Genomic DNA, 23,836 nt, shown 5'->3' with positions numbered 1-23,836 from the left:
AAGCACTCCCTACTGATTGAAGTTTCACTTTATATAGACACAAAAATGGCGGCTGCCTTAATCGGAGCCGCCGTTTTTTTTAAGCTAACTGGGGCTTGCTTTTAAAAACCTCCAGATAATGAAGCTGGTGTCCATCTTTTTCGTGGACTTTAAAAGTAAATCCATCCGCTTCAATCTCTGTTCCTATCTCTGCTTCCATATGCTGTGTAAGGAACCAGCCGCCAATAGTATCTACGTCTTCATGCTCAAAATCCGTGCCAAGCAGATTATTAACATCTTCAATAAGAAGCTTGGAATCAAGGATATAATGGTTATCGTTTAGCTTTCGTATCTCAGGAACTTCATCTTCATCAAATTCATCACGGATCTCACCGACTATTTCTTCAAGAATGTCTTCAACGGTCACCAATCCGGAAGTTCCGCCATATTCATCCATTAAAATGGCAATATGGATGCGTTCTTTCTGCATTTTTACAAGCAGGTCATGAATTGGAATGCTTTCAATGACATGGATGACCGGATTAATAAACGAGTCAAGATCCAGATTCTCCGGGGTGATTCTGTTTGTAAGACTGGCTGTCAGAAATTCTTTTACATTAATAAACCCGCGGATATTGTCCTTATCCCCATCTTCAACAGGGTATCGCGTGTAATTTTCTGTTTGGATGGTTTGCATAATTTCTGCCAGTGTATTATCTGAAGCGATCGTAACCATCTCTGTACGCGGCACCATGATTTCTTTTGCAATTCTTTCATCAAATTCAAAGATATTGTTCACGTACTTTAATTCATTTTTATTGATCTCACCGCTCTTATAACTTTCGGATAAAAGAATTCGCAGTTCTTCTTCAGAATGGGCCATTTCATGCTCGGAAGCCGGCTTTAAACCAAATAGGCCAACAAGTACCCGGGCTGATCCATTTAAGAACCAAATGAATGGGAACATCACTCGGTAGAACCAGATAATCGGTGCTGCGAACGCCATTGTAACTGCTTCCGCTTTTTGAATGGCAACGGTTTTAGGTGCAAGCTCTCCTACAACGACATGCAGGAAGGTGACTAAAGCAAAGGCAATACCAAATGATAAAATATGGGTAAGGGACTCTGCTATTTCAAACCTCTCAAATAACGGATGCAATAACTTTTCAACGGTTGGCTCACCAAGCCAACCGAGACCTAATGCGGTGATAGTAATCCCCAATTGGCAGGCAGATAAATATTCATCGAGGTGCGTGACGACTCTCTTTGCCGCTATAGCCCTTTTATTCCCTTCAGCAATCAGCTGATCAATTCGGGAAACACGGACCTTTACAATCGCAAACTCGGTTGCTACGAAGAATGCGGTTAATGCTATTAATAATGCAATCAATAATAAATTTATGGTTGTCAACAAGCAGTCTTACTAAAAAGTAAGACATACACCTCCTAAAATGGTAATGATACATAATAAGTTCACTACTTAAATTGTGCCCAAATAGATATCCAAAATGCTCCAAAAAACAAAAAACCAATATCAGTTCAGCAATAAAAGCAGTGATTGTATTAATGATAAGCTTTCATGTGAAATATTTTTTTTAACGTATTCATATTTTTCCGGATCTGATTTTTTCAGCTGAGAAAGTGCTTTCGTCACATCCTCCTCCAGATCCTGAATTTTTAGCCTTAGCTCTAGAACATCTACCTCTTCAGAAAATTGGCTGATGACTTTTTTCTTAATTTCCTCCAGTGACAAACCATCCGCTTTACATTTCTCGATGAAAGCAATACGTTCGATGGAGGAGTGGTCATAATAGCGATAATTTGAAGGTGAACGTTCTGCTTCTAAAAGACCCAGCGAAGTATAGTAATCAATCGTTCTCTTCGTAACCTTTGCTTTTTCAGCCAATTCTCCTATTCTTAACTTCTCAGCCCCATGAGGTTTCCTCCAAACTGTTACGTGATGGTTATGAATCTAATTATACTAAACTATCATAGAAAAGCAATGAAATTGAATGAAGAGGGGGAGGAAGAGCTCCGAAAAAATAACACCGGATAACCGGTGTTATTTTGTAATCAGGCTTTTACAGCCTCTTTCTTTGCTTCTGTTTCCGCGACAATAACTGCACATGCCGCATCGCCTGTAATATTGACAGCTGTTCGTGTCATATCAAGCAGACGGTCAATACCAATGATTAATGCGATACCTTCAACCGGAAGGTTAACCGATTTAAGGACCATGGCAAGCATGATAAGGCCGACACCAGGAACACCTGCAGTACCTACGCTTGCAAGAACGGCCGTAAGCACAACCGTGATAAGCTGGGTTATTGATAAATCCACATTGAATACCTGTGCGATAAATATAGTGGCAACACCCTGCATGATGGCTGTTCCATCCATGTTGATCGTCGCACCCAGCGGCTGAACAAAGCTGCTGATTGATTCAGGAACTTTCAGATTTTTTTGGGCAGTACTCATGGAAATCGGCAATGTGGCATTACTGCTTGAAGTACTGAACGCTACTCCCATGGCAGGTGCAAATCCCTTAAAGAAGGTTAGTGGATTTCTTTTTGCAATGAGTGCGATTGAACCGCCATAGGTGATAATGGCATGGACAAGAAGGGCAAGAACGACCACAATCATATAAAGTCCCATTGCCTTAATGGCATCGAGGCCCTGGCTTCCAACAGCAGAAACAATAAGTCCGAATGTTCCATATGGCGCAAATTTCATAACCAGATTAACAAGATACATCATTATGTCATTGCCCTGTTCAATGAGGTTTAAAATGCCTTTTGTTTTATTGCCAAGCATCGTTAAGGCAAATCCGACAAAAATGGAAAAAGTAATAATCTGAAGCATGTTTCCTTCCGTAAAGGCTTTTACCGGATTGGTCGGAATAATATTTAATAGTGTCTCTGAGACTGGAGGAGCTTCTTGGGATTCATACTCCACGTTTGTTACGTCAAATTCCCCAACATTTCCTGGCTGGAAAACAGATGCTAAAGTAAGTCCGATGATAATGGCAATACTAGTTGTAATTAAGAAGTAGGATATCGTTTTTACGCCGATTCTTCCTAATTTCTTTGGATCGCCAAGACCAGCTGTTCCAAGAGTGATGGAAAAGAATACAATCGGGACAACCAGCATGTTAATCAGGTTTAAAAAGATTTTTCCTAGCGGTGTAAACAAAAACTTGTCAAGCTCAGGGAATATCCCAGGAGCAAACAAATTAATCAGAAGACCAGTTATTCCCCCTGCTATCAAAGCAATAATAATTTTAGTAGATAATTTCATACGCGTTCCTCCAATGAATAAAGTAAAAAAATGTAAAATATAGACACAGAAAATAATGTCCTTCCCTATATTACCCCCAAAAAACATAAACCTAACTTAAAAAAGGCAACAAAAAAACACAGAGGTAAAAACCACTGTGCATAGATGCAGTGTTTCCCTCTCAACACGCTTACGAGGTTAGCTGTCGGGTTCGGGTCTTGAGAGTACCCTACCTGTAAAAGGATTCACCCCAGGTACTTTTAAGAAAAAGTACAATTGGTTCCCCCGCTCAATTATGATTAAGCGAAAATATAATGTTTTTTTAATATATTAACAATAATCATAAAAGTTGTAAATCATAAGATTTTCTTATCCATGATTACTATTAAAGAAATAGTAATTTTATAGAAAAGGACAAATAAGATCAGAAGTTAAGCCAGCTCAAAAGAGGGTGTCTTTTCTTGTCCGTCACCTTTAGTTCCTTCTTATTCAGCTTGTCTTCATGTTCAGCCAGCCACTCTTTTAACTCCTCTTTATCCTTGCATTGCGTATAATAAGTCTCCCCGTTTTTCCCGGTGGCACTCACAAACATATCTGCATGTATTTCCCATAATGCACCCTTTTCAAAGTAATTTCTTTTTGAATTATAACAAGATATATGGGAATGTCCACAATATTTTTAATGAGTATGGGTACATGAATTATGGGAAAAATAATCCTATTTTCGCAAAACTGTAATAAAGCCGTCCAGAATATCGTGACTCACAGTAAATCCTTTGCATTTATAAAATTCAAGGGCCTCTGTATTTCCATTTGATACATAAATAAAATAATCTTCCACATCAATAAATTGACTTAACCATTCCATCGACATGTTAAAAAGAACTGAACCAATTCCGTATTGCCGATAGCCATCTTTAATAAAGAATTGTGATAAGCAGCCAACATTTTCTTTCCTGACTGAAGTTAGATCAAAAAAAGTGGCGAAATCATTGGAGTAGGCTTCCTTAGGAGAAACATTAGAATAAACATAGCCCACGATTTTTTCATCGTCCTTAACAATTACAATATAATTATGTATAGCAGATTTTATGGATGGAACCAATCTTGTTTCAAAATTCATGCTGTCAAAACGCTCAGGTGTTATATGTGCCTTAGATTTTTGAAAAGCCATCAGCTCATTGCATAAATCCCGGCAAAGGCTGATATTGTCTTCTGTTATCACTTCATATTTTAAATTCATTTAATTCACTCCTTAAATCATTTTATATTGGAAGGGACTCATTGGTCCAAAAAAAGAGGGGATTTTTTTTCGATAGAGAATTATTTTTAAAACTAATATAAAAAGAGGGACTATCATGATTAAGGAAATAAATATTAATGACCGAAAAGCGGCTGAGCAGGTTCTGGGCGTACAGCTTCCCGCCTTTAAGATTGAGGCTGAAATCATTGGATTTCCTGATTTGCCGCCTTTGAAAGATACTGCTAATACCCTGCAAATTACCGGAGAGACCTTTTTTGGGTATTTTACTGGCGAAATATTATCCGGGGTGATTTCGATTAAACAGGAGAAAGGTGTTTTAGATATACATAGACTCATTGTGCATCCTGAATATTTTAGGATGGGAATTGCACAAAAGCTGCTGAACTTCATTGAAAGGATGCCGATGATTGAAAAATTGGTTGTGACAACAGGTTCTAAGAATTCACCTGCTGTTAATTTTTATTTAAAGAATGGTTTTAAAGAGCTTGATAAAATGGAAATAAATGAAGCACTCACTATTACTGCTTTTGAGAAATTATTATAGGAAAGCCGTGAAGGCGGAAAGGAGCGGCTATATGAATTTTAACTTAGGAGACTATTGAGATTCTTGAACGTACACCCGATACGCTGGATGCATTACTAAGCGGTCTATCTTCAGTATGGCTTAATGGCAATGAAGGGAAAGGCACGTGGAATGCAGCCGAAGTGGTTGATCATTTGATTGACGGCGAGGAGAAAAATTGGATTCCGCGGCTGACATTTATTCTGCAGGAAGGGGAAAGCAAGCCATTTCCTCCATTTGACCGTTTTGCTCATTTAAGTTTGTCAGGGGATCTATCACTTGAAGAAAAGCTTGAAATCTTTAAGACCCTTAGAAAAAAACTGGCCACACTGAGGGGGATGCCTGATCTGGGTACTCATTTTGAAAAGAAAGGGCTTCATCCGGCATTTGGTCCAGTAAGAGTAAGGGAATTGATTTCCACTTGGGCTGTTCATGATCTTACGCATATTTCACGGATTTCAAGAGTATTGGCAAATAGGTACAGGACAGATGTTGGTCCCTGGATTGAGTATTTGGGCATTTTAAAGAAGTAAGCATTTTAAGATAAATTGCATTATTGTTAAGTATTGTAAAACAGTAAAGTTTTGGGACCAATATCTCATGCTATGGCCGAAGGTGTTCATTTATACTAGTGGTTGATTGTGACTTTTCTGATTATTCAAAGTCCTTTCAAAACAATATGGAGGCGAATGAATGCTGAATCGTAAGAGAAAAGGTCTGCTGTTATCGTTGATTTTATTTGCTGCCATTCTGGTTGTAATGCAGCCCATTCAAGATTCAATAACAAGGGCAGCTGCGGGAGATGGCTCCTGGTCATCACCTTATTCGGTTTCACAGGGAATCAATTCTCAAAATAACGCTGCCAAAACTGTTCAAGGCTATGTGGTTGGACAGCCGACTGCCACAAATACGGTTATCACCAGCGGGTTTCCAAATGACTATGCTTTGGCCCTGGCGGATAGTCCAACAGAGACCAGCTTGGCTAAGATGCTTTATGTTCAAATCCCATCCTCCTTTCGCTCAGCTTTTGGTTTGAAATCGAATTCATCTCAGATGGGAAAGAAAATTAAAGTAACGGGAACGCTGACTACCTATTTTTCTCATCCGGGGCTTAAGGACGGAACCGCTTTTGAACTTGATGGCGGCGGAACATCTGACCCGGAACCCGGCCCTTTAGGATATTATGATGCTGCATATGGAAAAACAGGTGAGTCTTTAAAATCAGCCCTTCATAACATCATCGATGACCACACTGAAATTTCTTATTCCAATGTATGGGAAGCCCTTCGTGAAACAGACGAAGACCCGGCTAATCCGAATAACGTCATTCTCTTATATACCGGCCGTTCACAAGGCAAATTCACTAATGGATCTGGAGTCAATGACTGGAATAGGGAACATGTGTGGGCTAAATCGCACGGAGACTTTGGGACAGCGATGGGTGCGGGAACCGACCTGCATCATTTGCGGCCAACAGATGCTTCTGTAAATAGTTCGAGAGGAAATCTCGACTTTGATAATGGGGGATCCCAGCACTCTGAAGCACTTGGAAATTACTATGACTCAGATTCCTGGGAACCACGGGATGCTATAAAAGGCGATGTAGCCCGTATGCTGTTTTATATGGCTGTCCGCTATGAAGGAGACAGCGGAGAAGTGGATCTGGAGCTAAACAATGCAGTCAATAACGGTTCTGCTCCTTATCATGGCAAAATGTCTGTCCTGCTCGAGTGGCATAAGGAAGATCCAGTTGACGAGACGGAGAGGAGAAGAAACGAAATGATCTACTCTGATTACCAGCATAACCGCAATCCGTTTATAGATCATCCTGAGTGGGCATCAGCGATTTGGGAATAATCTTTGGCAAAGCACTTTCCGTTACAGGAAGTGCTTTTTATTTTACTTACTATGAAAAAAAGATTGACAAGAGATTACCATGGGAGTAATTTATATTTATTAATTTCATAGTAAACCTTTTTGCTGAATCATTTGAGCGGGGGAACCAATTTTGATAAACCTTGTTTATCTTGGGGTGAATCTTAGCATATTAAAGCTAAGAAGGGATACTCTCAATCCCTAATCCGACAGCTAACTCCGTAAGCCAAATCGAGAGAAGGGTTAATGGAAACATTTGGCCATTCTTTATAAAGAGTGGTTTTTTTTTGTTCATTTTTCAAAAAGAAGGGAATTTCTTCAATGAAAAAACAGTATGCTGTATTTGGTTTAGGCCGCTTTGGCGGCAGTCTGGTAAAGGAATTCCATGAGTTGGGTGTGCAAGTGCTTGCGATTGATGTGGATCAGGAGAAAGTGGATCAATACGCACAGTTTGTGACATACGCCGTTCAAATCAATGGTATTGATGAAGCTGCCATTAAACAGACGGGAATCAAAAATATTGATCATGCATTTGTGTCATTTGGTGAAAACATTGAGTCCAGCATATTGACATCATTGCTGTTAAAAGAATTGAGAATCCCAAAGGTCTGGGCGAAGGCACATAATGAGTATCATGCCAGAGTGCTCGAAAAAATAGGCGTTGATCGTGTGATTCATCCGGAGCGGGATATGGCAAAGCGGATTGCCCACCATATTGTTTCAGAAAAGATGATTGATTATATTGAGCTGTCTGAAGATTATAGTATGGTGGAGATTGTGGCGACAAATAAAATTGCCAACAAATCTCTATCAGAATTGAATATACGGTCTAAGTATGGCTGTAATATTGTGGGGATTCAGCGCGGGAAAGAAATTATTGTTTCTCCTCCAGCGGAAGAGGTCATTTTAAGGGGCGACATCCTGATTGTAATGGGACACAATAAAGGGATTGGCAGATTTGAAAGGCATGGAGTATAAGCTTTTCAATGATGTTTACCATTTAAATGAGGAGATTATGGACCATGTACAAAGAAACCAGAAGGAGAAGAAGAACTGAGCGGCCCAGCACATGGATCAGAATGAATCCTGCCCAGGCTTTGTCTGTTGGCTTCTTAATACTAATAGCCATTGGCACCCTGCTGCTTATGCTGCCTTTTTCCACTAGTGACAGGCATCATCTATCCTTTATTGATGCATTATTTGAAGCAACTTCTGCTGTATGTGTGACAGGTTTAGTCGTCGTGGATACACAGACAACTTTTACGGTTTTTGGCCAGGTAGTTCTTATGGCCCTTATACAAATAGGCGGACTTGGTTTTATGACTTTTGGAGTTCTCATTGCCATTATGCTTGGGAAAACTATTGGCTTAAAGGGGAGGCTGATGATACAGGAATCATTAAATCAGCTTACAATTGAAGGGATGGTCCGTCTTGTAAAATTTGTGGTGGCTTTTACTCTGATTGTTGAAGCAATTGGTGCCATCATTTTGGCTGTCCGGTGGGCTGAAGATTTTGGATTTCCGCAATCTTTATATTATGGGGCTTTTCATTCGGTCTCAGCTTTTAATAATGCCGGGTTTGATATTATGGGCGACTTTAGCAGTGTCACCGGTTATGTAGGTGACTTTACTGTCATTATGACGTTAAGTTCGCTGTTTATCATTGGGGGGATTGGCTACATCGTCCTGGTTGATTTAAAAATCAATAAAAGCTTACGGAAACTTTCTCTCCATTCGAAATTGGTTTTGCTGATGACACTGATTCTAAATATTCTGGGCACAGTTTTCATATTTCTTTTGGAATTCAATAATCCCGGAACAATTGGTGACTTGGGAATGAAGGAAAAACTTTTAGGGTCTTATTTTCATGGAGTCGTTCCAAGAACAGCTGGGTTTAATTCGCTTAATACGGGTGAACTGACAATGGGCTCTCAGCTAATAACCATGCTTCTAATGTTTATTGGAGGAGGATCAGGCGGAACGGCAGGAGGCATTAAAGTAACAACCTTTGTTTTGATCCTGCTTGCTGTCAGAGCCCTCATTAAAGAAGATGAAGAAGTTAATATGATGGGCAGAAGAATCCCGAAGGAATTAATTTTTCGAGCCTTTACGATTACAGTGTACTCTATGGGGTTAATAGCATTGGTTCTATTCCTTCTTTCTTTAACAGAAAACGCACCTCTGAATATGCTTCTATTTGAAGTGATTTCTGCTTTCGGAACTGTTGGGATGTCTCTTGGATTAACCCCGGAATTAAGTACAGTTGGCAAGGCATTAATTTCTTTCATGATGTTTGCAGGCAGGGTGGGTCCTTTAACTCTTGCTTTCGCACTTGCCAGAAGAAGAGAAAAAGCTAATTTCAAATATGCCGAAGAAAAAATCATGATCGGATGAGTTGATGATGATTTAATGAAAATGAGAAGAAATGTAGATGGTAATAAGTAAATAAAAATTGAGATTGTGCAGGATAGAGTGGGTTGCTCTTCCTGTTTTTTTTGTGAAGCTTGAAGCCGAAGATTCATGCAGCGAGGGGAAAATGGTCGCCATGGCGTCATGAAGCCGAAAAAGCGAGCATCGGGAAGAAAACGGTCGCCATAATAGTAGAATAAAATACATATATTTCTATTTTTCGGCCGCCGACGGGTATTTTCAGTGAGTCATACAGGGGGAAGATTTGATGGCGAAGATTATGCAGATATCAGACGAACTGAAGGATTGGATTATAGGTGCTCTAAAAAAGGAAGTGAGTCCGATTGCGCTTGCGAATGCTTTGATCAAGATAGGGTTCTTTAACCGGTTTGCTTATGAGACTTTATTTAAAATTGTTGGAAATGAAGCAATTGGGACGACAGATGGGCAGCAGATTCGATATAATTATGAAGTCCCCGTAATAGGCAGGAAGGGGAATATCCTGCAGGCCAGTGACAGGGACGTCAAGGTGCTTTCCAGGAATGAAAAACCGTTTGTTCTCCATTTGGATCATGTGCTCACCTCAGAAGAATGTGATGAGCTCATCAGCCTTTCAAGGAGCCGCCTGCAGCCATCCCGTGTGGTGGATACGGGTTCTGGAGAAGAACGTGCAGGTTCCGGCAGAACGAGCAGGAGCATGGCTTTCCGCTTCAGGGAAAATGAGCTGGTCGAAAGGATCGAAATGAGGATCGCCGAATTGACGGGTTATCCGGCAGAAAATGGCGAAGGCCTTCAGATCCTAAACTATGGATTGGGTGAAGAATATAAGCCTCATTTTGATTTCTTCCCTCCCCATATGGTGGATTCCGGCAAAGGCGGACAGCGGGTTGGCACCTTCCTCATCTATTTGAACGATGTGGCTGATGGCGGTGAAACCGTTTTTTCTGAAGCCGGACTTTCGATTGTTCCCAAAAAGGGGTCGGCCATTTACTTTCTTTATGCCAATGAGCAGGAGCAGCTGGACCGATTGTCAGTCCATAGCAGCGTTCCCGTCAAAAAGGGAGAAAAATGGGCGGCAACCAAATGGATTAGGGAAAGCAATATTTACCAGCGTTTATAAAGTAAAATCAAAAGGAAGTTTGATCAGGTGAAACTCATCAACAAACTATTCTCAAAGCATAGGACGTATTCAATTGAATTTTGCCAGAGGAATCTGGATGAATTTTTAAAAGAAGAAAGTTTGGCTGAATTTAATCAATTCTTGAGCCGGAAGAATATTAACTATAAAGAATACGAATGCCAGAGCAAATGCAAAGAATGCAGGCTATCTCCCTATGCTGTAGTGGACGGTAAACTGATTGCAGCTGAGAATTCGGATGAATTATTGATAAAACTGAAAGAAGAAGTAAAGAAATAAAAGGAATCGGAGCAATCCGGTTCCTTTTTTCATACAATATTCAAATAATTGTTTGAATAAGTTCACAGGCGAGGTATAATATTATTCAAATGAATATTTGAATAATGAGGGGAGAATAAAATTGGGCTCTAAAGATACATGCGATATTTACTGCTTTGATGAAGAAAAAGTGAATCGCATTCAGGGGGAACTGGTGAAGGAAGATCTTTCGGGTGCGGCTCAATTATTTAAGGCTCTTGCTGATGAGAACAGGGCAAAAATTTCTTATGCACTATGCCGGGATGAAGAGCTGTGTGTCTGTGATATTGCCAATATCATTGGCGCAACAGTAGCAACGGCATCCCACCATTTGCGGACATTGCATAAGCAGGGAATTGTTAAGTTTCGGAAAGAAGGGAAATTGGCTTTTTATTCATTGGATGATGATCATATCAGGCAATTAATGATGATTGCGCTTGAACACGGAAATGAGGTGAAAGCCAATGTCTGAACAAGCTGGAATTGCGGAGAAAGAGACGGTAACCTACCGTGTTCAGGGCTTTTCCTGAGCAGGCTGTGCGAAGACGTTCGAAGAGAACGTGAAACGCCTGGATGGCGTTTTAGACGCGAATGTGAATTTCGGAGCTTCAAAGATAACTGTCACAGGGACAGCATCAATGAAGGCGGTCGAAAAAGCCGGAGCCTTTGAAAATCTGAAGCTGCGTGCAGAGAATGAAAAAGCTGTGGAGCGCGAGCCATTCTGGAAGCAGAAATCTAACTATAAAGTGTATTTGTCAGCCTTTATTCTCATTGTGAGCTGGCTTTTAAGCGAACAGTATGGAGAGGATCATCTATACCCGATCACAGGGTATGCAGCAGCGATCATCATAGGCGGTTATACTTTATTCCTGAAAGGCTTCAAAAATCTTGCAAGATTGAATTTTGACATGAGCACCCTGATGACGATCGCTATTATAGGTGCAGCGATCATTGGCGAGTGGGGAGAAGGAGCGATGGTTGTCATCCTTTTCGCCATCAGTGAAGCCCTTGAGCGTTTCTCAATGGAAAAAGCGCGTCAGTCCATTGAATCATTGATGGACATTGCCCCTAAAGAAGCATTGATCAAACGGGACAATAAAGAAATGCGGATTCATGTGGATGATATTCAAATTGGTGACATCATGATTGTGAAGCCAGGAGAAAAATTGGCCATGGATGGACTGGTCATGAAAGGAACCTCTTCCCTGAACCAGGCAGCGATTACCGGAGAAAGCGTGCCTGCCGTTAAGACTGCAGGTGATGAGGTTTTTGCAGGTACACTAAATGAAGAGGGATTCCTTGAAGTAAAAGTCACGAAGCATGCTGAAGATACCACCATCGCCAAAATCATCCATTTAGTGGAAGAAGCACAGGCGGAAAAAGCGCCTTCCCAGCAGTTTGTCGATAAGTTTGCCAGGTATTATACGCCTGCCATTATTGTTTTAGCATTTTTAATAGCGGTGGTTCCTCCACTGTTTGGCGGGGATTGGAGCGAATGGATTTACCAGGGGCTAGCAGCACTGGTTGTCGGCTGTCCCTGTGCGCTTGTCGTGTCAACACCGGTAGCGGTCGTTACAGCCATCGGAAATGCGGCAAGAAACGGTGTCCTGATTAAAGGCGGCATCCACTTGGAGGAAACTGGGGCGCTTAAATCGATTGCATTCGATAAAACAGGCACATTAACAAAAGGTGTTCCCGCCGTTACGGACATCATCACTATTAATGGTGATGAAAGACAGCTTCTCCAAATCACGGCTGCTATTGAGAAAGGGTCACAGCATCCCCTTGCTTCAGCAATCATGAAAAAAGCAGAAGAAATGGGTGCTGATTTTACCGGGCTGGACACAGAGGAATTCACCTCTATTACCGGAAAGGGAGTAAAAGCTGCAGTGAATGGTGTCCTCTATTATGCCGGCAGCCCCAATCTGTTTGAAGAGCTTCATAGCGGCATGGAAAGAACTCTTCAAAAGCAAATAGCAGATCTGCAGACCCAGGGTAAAACCGTTATGATTTTGGGGACAGCAAGCGAAATTCTGCTATTAATAGCTGTTGCAGATGAAATACGGGAGCATTCGAAAACGGTCATCAGCAAACTAAATGATATGGGAATTAAAACGGTTATGCTGACAGGCGACAATCAAAGAACGGCTTTAGAGATCGGAAAGCAAGCCGGTGTTTCCGAGATTAAAGCGGATCTGCTTCCGCAGGATAAACTGGCTTTTATAAAAGAACTGCGTGCCGGCTATCAAAGTGTGGCAATGGTCGGGGATGGGGTCAATGATGCGCCTGCTCTTGCTGCTGCGTCTGTCGGGGTTGCCATGGGCGGTGCCGGAACAGACACTGCACTCGAAACAGCAGATATTGCACTTATGTCTGATGACTTGAGCAAATTGCCTTATACGATTAAACTCAGCCAAAAAGCGTTAAGGATCATTAAGCAGAACATTACGTTCTCACTTGGAATCAAGGCGGTTGCCTTATTGCTGGTGGTTCCAGGCTGGCTGACCTTATGGATTGCCATTTTCGCGGACATGGGAGCAACCCTTCTGGTCACCTTGAATAGCCTGCGGCTTCTCAAAATAAAGAAATGAAAAAACTCAGAGCTATGTCATCGGGCATGGCTCTTTTTTTGTGGTCTGTAAATAAATAAAAAAGAAGGAGCATTATTGCTCCTTCCCTGCACCAAGCTCTTCTGCCAATTCCACAATGGCTTTGTTGATTCTCCAGACGAAATAAAGGTGATGAATTAAATCACGCTGGGATTGCTGCCTTGGAGGTGCCATTCGTTCAATTTGTTCTCTTTCCCGATCCAGACTATAGACAAGCGTGCCGTCTCCGCTTTCTTTAATCAGGTCCATTAATGTTTCGATATTTAATTCAAGTTTCTCCTCAATTCTTATGAAAACATCGACCAGCTCATCAGGATAGTCGAATCCTTTCCGGTAGGAGGAAGCCACCAGATGTCTTGCATAGTAATTGATGGCTGAAAAAAGGGTGATCCATCTGTTAATGTCAGCATGGCGCGGAGATCCGGGTTTCTTTATCAGCGATTGCGCTTCGACGTTTATGGTTTTAAGCTTTTGATCCAATAAGAAGCCTTTGCCTGAAAGCTCCTTAACATTCACATCTTCCCGGAAGCTTCGCACATACTCCGTGACATACGGTTTCAGTTCCTGAAGGTAATCATTTATCGTATCGGCCACTTTATCCTTCGTTTTCTTTGGAAAAATAAATAGAGAAACGCCGAATGCAATGCCGGCGCCGGCTATAGTATCAATAACCCTTGCACTGATAAGGGAGAATGATATTCCGCCAAGTAATAGGTCATACATAAAAGCGACCAGCATCGTAATAAACATGCTCATTAATGTATAAGAGACTTCAAATAAATAAAAAGAGAAGAAAACTGCTGCAAAAATAAGCGTGATTTCCAGTACAGAATGGCCGCTGACCACTCTGGCAAGCGTAAATCCAATCACTGCCCCAATAATCGTTCCAACTGACCGCTGAAAACCTTTCGTATAAATGCGCCCGATTGATTCGGTTCCGAGCAAAACGATAAAGGCTGTCAAAAGAACCCAATAAGGCTGGTCAGGCGAAAGTATCTGTCCGGCAATGATGGATATGATGGCAGCAGTCAAAGCCTGAAACGCTTTTTTGGTGGAAGGTTTAAGGCTCTTATCTTCTTCAGATGGTTCATCTTCTTCAGGCGTATCTTCTGATGCTTTTATTTCATTGTCTTTTATTTTATGAAGTGCCTGCTGTATGGTTATGCCGCCCTCAATGACATGGTTTGCAAGGGACTCGATCCGTCTGATCAAGTAAAGCCATCCTGCCGGTTTGTCTTCCCTGTTGAACAAATCCATAATAAGCAGGCGAAGTGCCTGGACAGCAAGCTCTGCTTCACGAAGATTTTGTTCTTCATATTGATGGGCAAGAACTTCGGCGTCACGAAGAGAGCGGGTGACCCAGACCAGGAGGTTTCTCAGCTCTTCTATGTCAAGGGCATTCGCTTTTTTTAAGCTCCGGATGGAGTCAGTCAGGGTTTCAATCAGCATGCCTGTATCAAAGATATATAACCTCAGCTGGGAAGGGGTCAGCCCGGGCCATAATTTTTGTACATCATCCTCATTGATATATTCAGAAACCATTACAGCATAATCCCTGAGCTTCAGCACGTTTCTCCGCAATTCTTCCCGCTGGTGAGCAGTCATACTCTCTTCCTGCATCCCCTCAATTAAGAGGTTGAATGTAAAATTACTTTGGAAATGAAAGGAGCGGATGCTTCTTTTCAGGTTTTTCGCAGTGTCCTGAAAAAGGATGAAATTGAACAGGAAAGCATACGCGACCCCAATCCAGATCCCGAAGTAAAAAGAGGGAAGCTGGCTGCCTGATAATTGCAGAATAGATGAGAAATAAAGTGTCATGAATGCGATCATGCATAGAGAAAAATAGCGGACCCCAAAGCGGGTCAAATAAAAGCTTAAGAATATTAATAATACCATTGAAATATCAGTAAAGATTGTGCTTTCTGCCAGCAGTGAACCGATCGATACCCCCGCCATTGCTGAAAATCCCAGCAAGCCAGTTGTTAGCATTTTATCTTTTTTAGAGTCATCCATCACAATCATGATGCCAAGCATGCCGGCCATTCCGGAAACAATAGCCGGAGTAAGGGCACCAGCGGCATCAGTACCAGCCAATTGCAAAAGAAATAAAGTTGTAAACACCGACGCCATTAAACTTAATGTGGCCCGTCCAGCTTTTTGAAATCGGATAAGTCCGGGATCGGATGCCAGCAAGCGTCCGAGCCACCGGTTGTTGATTTGCAGCTGCTTCATTGTTTCACCAATCTTTTTTAGAGAGTTAAAGTGTATTTTACCATTCGTACTTTTATTATCCAAATGAACCAACTTAAGCTTTTTCTGTTTTTTGGGTTTAATAATCGAACAAATGTTCTATAATAGAGTATGGAGGGATTTATTATGCCGCTAAAGGACAGAGGGAAAATAAAATGGCAGCCTGCTCACTTCATGCCGGAACATCGGGTGATGCTTAAGAAATTAGAAAGGGAACAAATGGCGCAAAACAAGCCGCTTATTGAGGAATATGAATTGGAGGAATTTGAAAACAAAATTCATTTTGCAATAGAATTTGCTTATCTTTTGAAAGTAAAAGTCTGGCGGGAAGGATTTTTCCGCGAATACAAAGGGAGGATAAACAGATTGGATGGCATCAGCAGAAAAATATATCTGCAATTGGAGAGCGGGGATCTTGAGAAAATTAATTTTGATGAAATAGCCGGCGCGGAAGTGGAAGACTGAATAATATTTTTAAAATTGCAGCAGACTCGAGGAATTCACCTCGAGTTTTTTATAAGGACCGCATAAACCTGCTGAAAATCACCCGTTTATTTCAATTTTTAGATATAATAAAGGAAAAGCAGCTGGGAGTGAGTAGCGGTAGATTACTTCAAACATTTTTTCACTATAAGGGGACTTACCAATGAATGAATTATTAATGGATCTAATTGATGATCTGCAAAATTCAAATGGGGGCCATATTCTTTACCACTATGATCAAATGGATTGCTATATTCAAAATGCGGTCTCATACATAACGGCAGGTGTAAAGTGCGGCGGACATGTTTTGTTTGTGGAGAATGACCGAAATTATTTTCTTATTGACAAAGAATTAACTAATTTATTGGGAAAAGAGGAATTAAGCAGGGTTCATTTCATGAATAATTTTGATTTTTATTACTCCAACGGTAATTTTAATCCTGATACAGTTTTCAATTTCTTTCTTAAACACATTCAGCCTTATTTAGACAGCAGTCCAAAGATATTTACATGGGGTCTGGTTGAATGGGGAAATGTAAAGGACTATATTCCTTTAGTGGAACAATATGAAAAGAAGCTCTGCAAAGCCATTTCTGAGCATGGTCTGATTCCCCTGTGTGCTTATGATAACAGAAGTACCCCTCCGGAATTAAAGGAGAATTTAATGCGCTGCCATGATGTGCTCATAACAGATAGAGAGTATAAATACCTATAAAATGATATTAGGAGAAACCGATGGAAAAGATCAATTTTCATGATACATATAAACCCGGACACACCGTTCTGGAAAATGAACTATTTTTTCACAACCATAATCCTAACATGCTCCTTCAATATGACAGCAATTTTATCTCCTTTAAAAGAATGCCTTCTGTTCAGGAGTTTGAGGAGGCACATCACTATTTAAGAGATTTTCATCAGAAATATGGCCAAAAGCATGTAAGATTTTATTTTCCGGATGGCGAGGAGCTTTCTGGAGAGCTTCTGGCTTTCTTTCAAAAAGATGAAGATTATACGGTTGGTTTTTTAGAGTTATTTGCCATTCTTCCAGCCAATTTTCCGCAAGTTCAGGAAAGGGAGGAAATCATAGTCGAGAATGTTACGGATGAAACATGGAATGATTATCTGGAATTCCAGTATGAGCAGGATTCGGTATATGGGGAAAATTTCGCAGAGAAAAAGAAAGCTCAGCATCTTAGAAATTACTGCGATGAAAGCATTCTGCAGCTTATTGCATTTTACAAAGGGAAAGCTGCCGGATCTGTTGATGTCATTATCAAGGAACGAACAGCTGAAATTGATGGATTGATGGTCCATGAGGATTTTCAGAAAAAGGGCATCGGCAGCCGCCTGCAGAAATCGGTGATGAATCAGTTTAATGATAAAACGGTCATTCTTGTGGCGGATGGAGAAGATACTCCAAAAGAGATGTACCGCAGGCAAAATTACCGATATATTGGAAAGCAGTATAACTTATTAAAAGTATACGAATGAAGAAAAGCCTGGTTCTATGTGAGCCAGGTTTTTCTGTGCGAATAGAACATTGTTTCACTGAGAGAAGTATATACAGTATTGATTTCTTGGTACAAAACAGAAAATTTGTCGAAAAAACTCAGTAAAAAGTGAATAAAATAATATTCTAAACGTGGAGGTTCTGTAAAAAGCGATGAAATGGTTGTGAATGGGAAAGCAAAGATTGCAGGAGACTGTGAAGCGGAGGTTTTCCGTGCTGAAGGAGCTTTTACGATAGATGGTTTACTGAACGCAGAAACGATTGATATTAAACTATTTGGAGAAAGTAAAGCGAAAGAGATTGGCGGAAGAAAGATAAAAGTAGCACAGCATAGAGAAAGCCTATTTAAATTGATCAAATCACTTTTCCCCCTCAAGCTCGAGACAGAATTAATTGAAGGCGATGACATCGAACTCGAAGGCACCTCAGCTTTTGTCGTCAGAGGGAAAAATGTCAAAATCGGCAAAAATTGCGAGATTGGACTAGTGGAATATTCCGGTGAGTACGAATGTTCACCAGATTCAGAGGTGAAAGAATCCAGGTTAATATAGAATAATGAATTCCTAACCTGATTGTTAGGTCAGCTTGTTGAGAAAGAGGTACTTTTCTCAACAAAGTTTTCCCCGTCCCGGTAAAATTATATAAATGAAAAAAATGTTAAGCCTATCGATATTCATATTTCAGCAGGTGAAGCAGGTGCTCAGAATACAGGAATGGCTATCTGGAAAGCAATATGTAAAGTGTATGGAGCATAATGTACAAAATGCAAAAAATATACTGTAAAAAAAGCAAGAAAAATAAAAATAAATTTTATTAATGTAAGCGCTTTAAAGGGTTGAAGTTTTCAGAAGACTTTGATAAGATTTAAAAAACCGAAAAGGCTATGTGTAACTGGCGAGACGCGGATCACCGCGGGGGAGCACATAGTGTCGAAGCCGTTCGCCTGGGCAGAGGTAAGGGATTCTACCCTTGCCTCTTCTGTTTTAAAATCTGACAATGTTAGTTGAAAAGGGGAGAATCCAGTGAGTACCATGACTTTAGACAGAGTGAAAACGATTAAAACACTGAATGCCATTGCGCCAAGCGGACTTGAAGTGTTTAACAAGGATCATTTTACAATCGATAATGAAAGCGGCAATCCTGATGCGATTGTTCTTCGCAGCTTTAATATGCATTCTATGGAATTGGGCGATCGATTAAAAGCAATTGCCCGTGCAGGTGCAGGTGTGAATAATATCCCGGTGGAGAAATGCACTGAGCAGGGAATTGTCGTTTTTAATACACCGGGTGCCAATGCGAATGCAGTAAAAGAAATGGTGCTTACGTCCTTAATGGCTTCATCCCGGAATCTTTTTGCCGGCATTGCCTGGACCAAAACGCTGAAAGATGAAGGAGATCAGATCCCTAAGCTTGTAGAAGCAGGGAAGAAGCAATTTGTAGGAAAAGAAATTAAGGGGAAAACACTGGGTGTCATCGGGTTGGGGGCAATCGGGGCACTTGTGGCTAATGATGCACTTGAACTTGATATGGATGTCGTTGGCTTTGATCCATTCATTTCTGTCGATACGGCCTGGAACCTGTCCCGCAATGTTCAGCGTGCCATGAGCATCGAGCAGGTGTTTGCAGAATCCGACTATATCACTGTGCATGTTCCTTTAACTGATGCTACAAGGGAAATGTTCAATGAAGATACATTCAGCTTGATGAAAAATGGTGTTCACATTCTGAATTTCTCACGCGGAGAGCTTGTGAATGAAGAAGCTATGGCAGCTGCCCTTGAAAGCGGAAAAGTGGGCAAGTATATTACAGACTTCCCAAATGAAAATATCCTGAAAATGAAAAACGCGGTGGCCATTCCGCACCTCGGGGCATCAACGAAGGAATCGGAGGAAAACTGTGCAGTCATGGCATCACGCCAGGTAAAGCACTTCCTAGAAACAGGCAATGTCAAAAACTCAGTGAACTTCCCAAATGCTGCGCTTCCTTACACTGGCAAGCGGCGTGTCACTGCATTTCATAAAAACATCCCAAATATGGTCGGCCAAATCACACTTTCCATTTCAAGCTACCAGCTGAATATCGCCGACATGGTAAACCGCAGCCGCGGTGAATATGCGTACACCATGATCGACATCGATAATAAGGTGAATGGCGATGTAATCCCTGGACTGCTTGAACAGATTAACCAAATTGAAGGCATGATTACGTCACGGATTATATAAGAAGGCAGTCTCAATATCGCTGGGAATGGGTTCTTGCAGAAAGTAGAATTCTGATTTTGGACAGAGAAAGCTGTGTTTGAGTCGGAACCCGGAGCAACTTCGGATAGAGAAAGCGGAGATCGTTGTGTTTGAGCCGGAACCCGGAGCAACTTCAGACACAAAAAGCGGAAAAGGCACCGTCAGAGTCCGAACCCGGTTCAACTTCGGACGCAATCAGAATATATCCGCGATCCGGAGTTCGAACAGCCAGATTCCCTGGACCTCTTGCCAATAGAATCAAAAAACAGACCTCCTCCAAGAGGTCTGTTTTTTGCATCCCAGGCTGCTATTACCAAAAGATGCGATTAGATAGATACCCCTCAATCGAACTCCTTAGCCTATGAAGGCTGCTTTCTCTGTTTATCATTTTTCCCCGGAGTAGTACTCGTCAATTGCCCGAAGCCAATTAACTCGTGCAATATTTCCGGCCTTTTCTCTGTCTTTTTGTTCAAAAGCTTTTAATATATCTTCATGTTCTTCTATAGAACGTTCTTTTAGAATAATGGTTTTATTATAGTATAGCCGCATGACATGAGCCTGCAGCATGGAAGCTGTATTCGAAATATAAGGATTCTGGGCAAGATCGATAATGATATTATGAAACTTCTCATCCTGCTTCAAAGCGGAGAAGGTATCTCCCGCCTTAAGAGCTTTGGCGAATTTATGGTTGATATCCCTGAGAATATTGATTGTCTCCTGGCTGATAACAGGAGCTGCTAATTCTGCAGCGAGAGCCTGCAGTACGCCTAAAGGGGGCAGAATCTTGCTGATATCTTCCGGGTTAACTGAAGTGACTTGAGTTCCCACACCCGGGAACATTTCTACAAATCCCTGAACATTCAGCAGCTGAAGGGCTTCCCTGATAGGGGTGCGGCTGACTCCTAACGCTTTGGCAAGATCAGCATCGTTCAATTTTTCCTTCGGCTGAAGTGTCCCGTCAATAATCCACTCCTGGATTTGAGAGAAAGCGCGATCTTTAGCGGATACACGGGTAGGTGATGAATAATTGGAGGGTATTGGCATAGCTGTGACCACCTTTTAATTTCTAGCAATTTTCCTGCGAACTTATAGTTATTTCCAATAGAATATAAATTTAGTATATAGAAGTATCCTGAAAAATTCAATATATCGCATGATTCGACGAAAGGTTTATGCGATATATTGCATAAGTATTTTGAATATGTTATCTTGAGTTATGCGATATATTACTAGAGTGCAAAAATAAAAATATTAGCGCACTATAATATCAGAAAATTAAAATTTGTTAAAGTTTTAGCCTTGTTAATAGGAGGAAATAAACATGACGAACAAAATACCATTCTCATTTACAGTGACAGTTGGGTTTATGCTCTTTGCCTTATTTTTTGGAGCAGGAAACTTAATTTTCCCTGCAATGCTGGGCCAATCGGCAGGAACGAATGTATGGTCAGCGAACGCAGGCTTCATTATTACAGGTGTGGGTTTGCCATTGCTTGGCATCCTGGCTTTGGGCTTCTCGGGAAAAAGTGATTTGCAATCGCTGGCAAGCCGTGTCAATCCATTGTTCGGACTGGCTTTTACAGTAGCCCTGTACTTATCAATCGGACCGCTTTTTGCAATTCCGAGAACAGCTACCGTTTCATACGAAATCGGCATTAAGCCTTATCTGTCAGAAGGAAGCGGTTCAGTCGGCTTAATTATATTTTCAATTATTTTCTTTGGAATTACAGCATTTTTCTCTTTGAATTCATCAAAAATTGTTGATATCGTAGGAAAATATTTAACACCTATCCTTCTAATTGTTATTGCCGTTTTGATTGGTGCGGCATTCTTTAATCCAATGGGTGCATTCCAGGCTCCGACTGAAGCCTATATGAACGGTGCATTCTTTAAAGGATTCCAGGAAGGCTATCTGACGATGGACGCATTGGCAGCATTTGTATTCGGGATTATTGTTGTAAATGCTGTAAAGGAAAAAGGCGCTGCAACCAAGAAGGATATCATGGTATTCATTGCCAAAGCAGGTTTAATTGCTTCAGGTCTATTAGCAGTCATTTATACATCGCTTTCCTTTATTGGAGCGTCAAGTGTCAGCGGTCTGGGAGCATTGGATAACGGCGGAGCTGTTCTATCAGGTGCGTCCGAGCATTATTTTGGCTCATTAGGGGCATTGCTTCTAAGTGTAATTGTATTTGGTGCTTGTCTGACCACAAGCATTGGTCTGATCACAGCTTGTTCTTCCTATTTTAATAAACTGATGCCAAAGGTTTCTTACAAAATGTTCGTAGTTGTTTTATCCATCTTCAGCACGGTTTTTGCCAACTTTGGATTAAGCCAGCTCATCGCGATTTCTGTACCTGTATTGGTGGGAATCTATCCATTGGCGATTGCACTGATGGCTCTTACTTTCCTTCATCCGATTTTTAAAGGCAGGAAAGAAGTTTATCAGGGAAGCATGCTTTTCACATTTGTGGTAAGTTTGTTTGATGGCTTGAACGCAGCAGGCATTACATTCGCGCCGATCAATGACCTATTTAGTGCAATCCTTCCTTTATATGATGTTGGCTTAGGCTGGATTGTCCCGTCCTTGGCAGGCGGTCTGATCGGTCTTGCAGCTGCAGCAATAAAGGGCGGCAGCCAGTCACATTCTGCTGAAGTGAAAAAAGCAGCATAATGTGTGAACCTCCAGTTTTTTAGCTGGAGGTTTTTTGTGGATTTTGAAATCGCGAATATTAAATAGTGATTATGAACTAAATGTTCGTTTTTTAGTTGATTTTATAAGGACTATTTGTTATATTGGCAAAGTAATCTTATAAAAAACATCACTCGTATATGCTCGGTAATATGGTCTGAGCGTTTCTACCTGGTTCCCAATGAAAGAACCGGACTACGGGTTAAAGTATAAAAAGCTGTATTCTTTTTTGGCAGCTGCTTTAACTCTATGGTCTGGAAGGTAGAATTCATTCTGCTTTTTTCAGGCCTTTTTCTATTACCAGGATTTCGGGTGAATCAGACAACAGGGGGAGAACGTACTTTGAAAAAGAAATTAGCATCAATCGCTGCCATCGCAGTTATGTCTGTATCCGTGCTTGCAGGGTGCACTTCAGCACCAAAATTTGAAACAGCAGAAGGGGCACAAAAGCCAATTCTTATTCAAGGACCTATGCCGATCGAGGCAGAAAAATTTGCCCAGCGATTAGACAAAGTTAAGGTTGAAAAATCAGGGAATTTTGTTTTCTATAAAGGAAAATTGGACAAGTATCCAGTCATCGTTGCCAAGACAGGAAAGGGTATGGAAAATACAGCTGCAGCTACCGCGATTGCCATTGAAAAATATGATCCAGCTGCAATCATCAATCAGGGAACATCCGGCGGCCATGATCCGAGCCTGAATGTGTATGATATTGTATTAGGCGAAAGAACAGTCAATATCGGATCACTGAAAACGGGGCATTTAGAAGAAGGAGAAGGAATCGAACCAACCAATTGGATTCCAATGGACCTCATGGCTTCAGAAGGAAGTGCGGGGGAAGACCCTGATGCAGAAAAGATCCGCTACTTTGAAGGTGATGAAAATCTGCTGGCCGCTGCCAATGCCGTAAAAGGTAAGTACACCAAGGGCAAGGTAGTGGAGGGAACGATAGGTTCAGCAGACTTATGGAATAATGAAGTGGACCGCATTAACTGGTTCCATGAAAACTACGAAACATCGGTAGAAGAAATGGAAGGTGCCGCAGCAGCGCAGATTGCCGGAGCATATGATGTTCCATTCCTGGGAATTCGCGTCCTTTCCAATAACAAGACAAACGGGGGGAAGTACGATCCCAACACCGCGGCAGCAAATCAGGATTATGTGTATGAAGTTGTAAAGCAGTATATTAGTGAGATAGATGGAAAATAAGTTGAAGTTGGAACCTGGTTTCGGCTTCGGACACAGAATGA

General features: G+C 41.3%; 23 protein-coding genes, 1 pseudogene and 4 riboswitches. Of the genes and pseudogenes, 16 read left to right on the top strand and 8 right to left on the bottom strand.

Annotated elements, in window-relative coordinates:
* Nucleotides 1-79: 79 nt before the first annotated feature.
* From BFI01S_RS15710 to BFI01S_RS15690, 5 genes are all read right to left on the bottom strand, one after another.
* Nucleotides 80-1,390, bottom strand: coding sequence for a hemolysin family protein (locus BFI01S_RS15710; protein ID WP_061793450.1), 1,311 nt, complete (start codon nucleotides 1,388-1,390; stop codon nucleotides 80-82).
* A 123-nt stretch (nucleotides 1,391-1,513) separates the two neighbouring features.
* Nucleotides 1,514-1,885, bottom strand: coding sequence for a MerR family transcriptional regulator (locus tag BFI01S_RS15705; protein WP_048010004.1), 372 nt, complete (start codon nucleotides 1,883-1,885; stop codon nucleotides 1,514-1,516).
* 167 nt (nucleotides 1,886-2,052) lie between these two features.
* Nucleotides 2,053-3,276, bottom strand: coding sequence for a dicarboxylate/amino acid:cation symporter (locus tag BFI01S_RS15700; protein WP_061793449.1), 1,224 nt, complete (start codon nucleotides 3,274-3,276; stop codon nucleotides 2,053-2,055).
* Between the two features lie 150 nt (nucleotides 3,277-3,426).
* Nucleotides 3,427-3,571, bottom strand: a riboswitch (cyclic di-AMP (ydaO/yuaA leader).
* Nucleotides 3,572-3,679: 108 nt separating this feature from the next.
* Nucleotides 3,680-3,841 (bottom strand): hypothetical protein, encoded by a 162-nt coding sequence (locus BFI01S_RS15695; RefSeq protein ID WP_235831205.1) that lies wholly within the window; start codon nucleotides 3,839-3,841, stop codon nucleotides 3,680-3,682.
* A 132-nt stretch (nucleotides 3,842-3,973) separates the two neighbouring features.
* Nucleotides 3,974-4,498, bottom strand: a complete 525-nt coding sequence (locus tag BFI01S_RS15690; RefSeq protein WP_061793448.1) for a GNAT family N-acetyltransferase — start codon at nucleotides 4,496-4,498, stop codon at nucleotides 3,974-3,976.
* 115 nt (nucleotides 4,499-4,613) lie between these two features.
* Here BFI01S_RS15690 and BFI01S_RS15685 point away from each other — a divergent pair, with 115 nt between their 5' ends.
* The 9 genes and pseudogenes from BFI01S_RS15685 (at nucleotide 4,614) to BFI01S_RS15645 (ending at nucleotide 13,390) form a co-directional block, all read left to right on the top strand.
* A complete protein-coding gene (locus tag BFI01S_RS15685) occupies nucleotides 4,614-5,063 on the top strand; it encodes a GNAT family N-acetyltransferase (RefSeq protein WP_061793447.1) in 450 nt (149 codons plus the stop codon).
* A 31-nt stretch (nucleotides 5,064-5,094) separates the two neighbouring features.
* A pseudogene (locus tag BFI01S_RS15680) lies at nucleotides 5,095-5,614 on the top strand (DinB family protein).
* A 160-nt stretch (nucleotides 5,615-5,774) separates the two neighbouring features.
* Nucleotides 5,775-6,938 (top strand): endonuclease, encoded by a 1,164-nt coding sequence (locus BFI01S_RS15675; protein ID WP_061793446.1) that lies wholly within the window; start codon nucleotides 5,775-5,777, stop codon nucleotides 6,936-6,938.
* 111 nt (nucleotides 6,939-7,049) lie between these two features.
* Nucleotides 7,050-7,199, top strand: a riboswitch (cyclic di-AMP (ydaO/yuaA leader).
* Between the two features lie 78 nt (nucleotides 7,200-7,277).
* Nucleotides 7,278-7,934 carry a potassium channel family protein gene (locus BFI01S_RS15670; protein ID WP_061793445.1) on the top strand — a complete coding sequence of 219 codons (657 nt, stop codon included), beginning with the start codon at nucleotides 7,278-7,280 and terminating at the stop codon, nucleotides 7,932-7,934.
* 44 nt (nucleotides 7,935-7,978) lie between these two features.
* Nucleotides 7,979-9,349 (top strand): TrkH family potassium uptake protein, encoded by a 1,371-nt coding sequence (locus BFI01S_RS15665; RefSeq protein ID WP_061793444.1) that lies wholly within the window; start codon nucleotides 7,979-7,981, stop codon nucleotides 9,347-9,349.
* A gap of 283 nt (nucleotides 9,350-9,632) precedes the next feature.
* Nucleotides 9,633-10,484, top strand: a complete 852-nt coding sequence (locus tag BFI01S_RS15660; RefSeq protein ID WP_061793443.1) for a 2OG-Fe(II) oxygenase — start codon at nucleotides 9,633-9,635, stop codon at nucleotides 10,482-10,484.
* 27 nt (nucleotides 10,485-10,511) lie between these two features.
* Nucleotides 10,512-10,781, top strand: a complete 270-nt coding sequence (locus BFI01S_RS15655; RefSeq protein ID WP_061793442.1) for a DUF1450 domain-containing protein — start codon at nucleotides 10,512-10,514, stop codon at nucleotides 10,779-10,781.
* 121 nt (nucleotides 10,782-10,902) lie between these two features.
* On the top strand, nucleotides 10,903-11,271 hold the full coding sequence (locus BFI01S_RS15650; protein WP_061793441.1) for an ArsR/SmtB family transcription factor: 369 nt from the start codon (nucleotides 10,903-10,905) through the stop codon (nucleotides 11,269-11,271).
* Nucleotides 11,264-13,390 carry a heavy metal translocating P-type ATPase gene (locus BFI01S_RS15645; RefSeq protein ID WP_082804543.1) on the top strand — a complete coding sequence of 709 codons (2,127 nt, stop codon included), beginning with the start codon at nucleotides 11,264-11,266 and terminating at the stop codon, nucleotides 13,388-13,390. The genes BFI01S_RS15650 and BFI01S_RS15645 overlap by 8 nt, the downstream gene beginning before the upstream one ends.
* A 72-nt stretch (nucleotides 13,391-13,462) precedes the next feature.
* Here BFI01S_RS15645 and BFI01S_RS15640 read toward each other — a convergent pair whose 3' ends face one another.
* The gene (locus tag BFI01S_RS15640; protein WP_235831204.1) at nucleotides 13,463-15,703 is read right to left on the bottom strand and encodes an FUSC family protein; all 2,241 of its coding nucleotides are present in this window, start codon (nucleotides 15,701-15,703) and stop codon (nucleotides 13,463-13,465) included.
* An 81-nt stretch (nucleotides 15,704-15,784) separates the two neighbouring features.
* Here BFI01S_RS15640 and BFI01S_RS15635 point away from each other — a divergent pair, with 81 nt between their 5' ends.
* The 5 genes from BFI01S_RS15635 to BFI01S_RS15615 all read left to right on the top strand — a co-directional run bounded on the left by BFI01S_RS15635 (nucleotide 15,785) and on the right by BFI01S_RS15615 (nucleotide 19,876).
* Entirely contained in the window at nucleotides 15,785-16,123 is a 339-nt protein-coding gene (locus tag BFI01S_RS15635; protein WP_061793439.1) for a YolD-like family protein, read from the top strand.
* 181 nt (nucleotides 16,124-16,304) lie between these two features.
* On the top strand, nucleotides 16,305-16,856 hold the full coding sequence (locus tag BFI01S_RS15630) for an MEDS domain-containing protein (protein WP_061793438.1): 552 nt from the start codon (nucleotides 16,305-16,307) through the stop codon (nucleotides 16,854-16,856).
* Between the two features lie 20 nt (nucleotides 16,857-16,876).
* Nucleotides 16,877-17,635, top strand: a complete 759-nt coding sequence (locus BFI01S_RS15625; RefSeq protein WP_061793437.1) for a GNAT family N-acetyltransferase — start codon at nucleotides 16,877-16,879, stop codon at nucleotides 17,633-17,635.
* Between the two features lie 183 nt (nucleotides 17,636-17,818).
* The gene (locus tag BFI01S_RS15620; RefSeq protein ID WP_201309060.1) at nucleotides 17,819-18,205 is read left to right on the top strand and encodes a hypothetical protein; all 387 of its coding nucleotides are present in this window, start codon (nucleotides 17,819-17,821) and stop codon (nucleotides 18,203-18,205) included.
* A gap of 326 nt (nucleotides 18,206-18,531) precedes the next feature.
* Nucleotides 18,532-18,610: riboswitch (ZMP/ZTP riboswitch) on the top strand.
* A gap of 66 nt (nucleotides 18,611-18,676) precedes the next feature.
* Entirely contained in the window at nucleotides 18,677-19,876 is a 1,200-nt protein-coding gene (locus tag BFI01S_RS15615) for a phosphoglycerate dehydrogenase (protein ID WP_061793436.1), read from the top strand.
* A gap of 151 nt (nucleotides 19,877-20,027) precedes the next feature.
* On the opposite strand, the gene BFI01S_RS24395 is transcribed toward BFI01S_RS15615, so the two are convergent.
* Together BFI01S_RS24395 and BFI01S_RS15610 are read right to left on the bottom strand one after the other, a co-directional pair.
* Nucleotides 20,028-20,156: a hypothetical protein gene (locus BFI01S_RS24395; protein ID WP_268875339.1), complete on the bottom strand. Its 129-nt coding sequence runs from the start codon at nucleotides 20,154-20,156 to the stop codon at nucleotides 20,028-20,030.
* Nucleotides 20,157-20,278: 122 nt separating this feature from the next.
* Nucleotides 20,279-20,938, bottom strand: coding sequence for a GntR family transcriptional regulator (locus tag BFI01S_RS15610; protein WP_061793435.1), 660 nt, complete (start codon nucleotides 20,936-20,938; stop codon nucleotides 20,279-20,281).
* 277 nt (nucleotides 20,939-21,215) lie between these two features.
* Between BFI01S_RS15610 and brnQ the strand changes: the two genes are divergently transcribed.
* Together brnQ and BFI01S_RS15600 are read left to right on the top strand one after the other, a co-directional pair.
* The gene (brnQ, locus tag BFI01S_RS15605; RefSeq protein ID WP_061793434.1) at nucleotides 21,216-22,568 is read left to right on the top strand and encodes a branched-chain amino acid transport system II carrier protein; all 1,353 of its coding nucleotides are present in this window, start codon (nucleotides 21,216-21,218) and stop codon (nucleotides 22,566-22,568) included.
* Between the two features lie 132 nt (nucleotides 22,569-22,700).
* Nucleotides 22,701-22,804, top strand: a riboswitch (purine riboswitch).
* A gap of 163 nt (nucleotides 22,805-22,967) precedes the next feature.
* Nucleotides 22,968-23,795 carry a 5'-methylthioadenosine/S-adenosylhomocysteine nucleosidase gene (locus BFI01S_RS15600; protein WP_172581962.1) on the top strand — a complete coding sequence of 276 codons (828 nt, stop codon included), beginning with the start codon at nucleotides 22,968-22,970 and terminating at the stop codon, nucleotides 23,793-23,795.
* The last annotated feature ends 41 nt before the right edge of the window (nucleotides 23,796-23,836 follow it).

Origin of the sequence: Cytobacillus firmus NBRC 15306, assembly GCF_001591465.1 — a bacterium.
In the GTDB taxonomy this organism is placed as follows: domain Bacteria; phylum Bacillota; class Bacilli; order Bacillales; family Cytobacillaceae; genus Cytobacillus; species Cytobacillus firmus.
This window is presented reverse-complemented; position numbering and strand designations above follow the sequence as displayed.

What these genes read in the sequence shown, in the direction of transcription:
- BFI01S_RS15690 (WP_061793448.1), bottom strand. Translation starts at nt 4,498, where the DNA reads ATGAATTTAAAATATGAAGTGATAACAGAAGACAATATCAGCCTTTGC.
- BFI01S_RS15600 (WP_172581962.1), top strand. Translation starts at nt 22,968, where the DNA reads ATGTCTGTATCCGTGCTTGCAGGGTGCACTTCAGCACCAAAATTTGAA.
- BFI01S_RS15685 (WP_061793447.1), top strand. Translation starts at nt 4,614, where the DNA reads ATGATTAAGGAAATAAATATTAATGACCGAAAAGCGGCTGAGCAGGTT.
- BFI01S_RS15670 (WP_061793445.1), top strand. Translation starts at nt 7,278, where the DNA reads ATGAAAAAACAGTATGCTGTATTTGGTTTAGGCCGCTTTGGCGGCAGT.
- BFI01S_RS15630 (WP_061793438.1), top strand. Translation starts at nt 16,305, where the DNA reads ATGAATGAATTATTAATGGATCTAATTGATGATCTGCAAAATTCAAAT.
- BFI01S_RS15675 (WP_061793446.1), top strand. Translation starts at nt 5,775, where the DNA reads ATGCTGAATCGTAAGAGAAAAGGTCTGCTGTTATCGTTGATTTTATTT.
- BFI01S_RS15610 (WP_061793435.1), bottom strand. Translation starts at nt 20,938, where the DNA reads ATGCCAATACCCTCCAATTATTCATCACCTACCCGTGTATCCGCTAAA.
- BFI01S_RS15635 (WP_061793439.1), top strand. Translation starts at nt 15,785, where the DNA reads ATGCCGCTAAAGGACAGAGGGAAAATAAAATGGCAGCCTGCTCACTTC.
- brnQ (WP_061793434.1), top strand. Translation starts at nt 21,216, where the DNA reads ATGACGAACAAAATACCATTCTCATTTACAGTGACAGTTGGGTTTATG.
- BFI01S_RS15665 (WP_061793444.1), top strand. Translation starts at nt 7,979, where the DNA reads ATGTACAAAGAAACCAGAAGGAGAAGAAGAACTGAGCGGCCCAGCACA.
- BFI01S_RS15700 (WP_061793449.1), bottom strand. Translation starts at nt 3,276, where the DNA reads ATGAAATTATCTACTAAAATTATTATTGCTTTGATAGCAGGGGGAATA.
- BFI01S_RS15660 (WP_061793443.1), top strand. Translation starts at nt 9,633, where the DNA reads ATGGCGAAGATTATGCAGATATCAGACGAACTGAAGGATTGGATTATA.
- BFI01S_RS15625 (WP_061793437.1), top strand. Translation starts at nt 16,877, where the DNA reads ATGGAAAAGATCAATTTTCATGATACATATAAACCCGGACACACCGTT.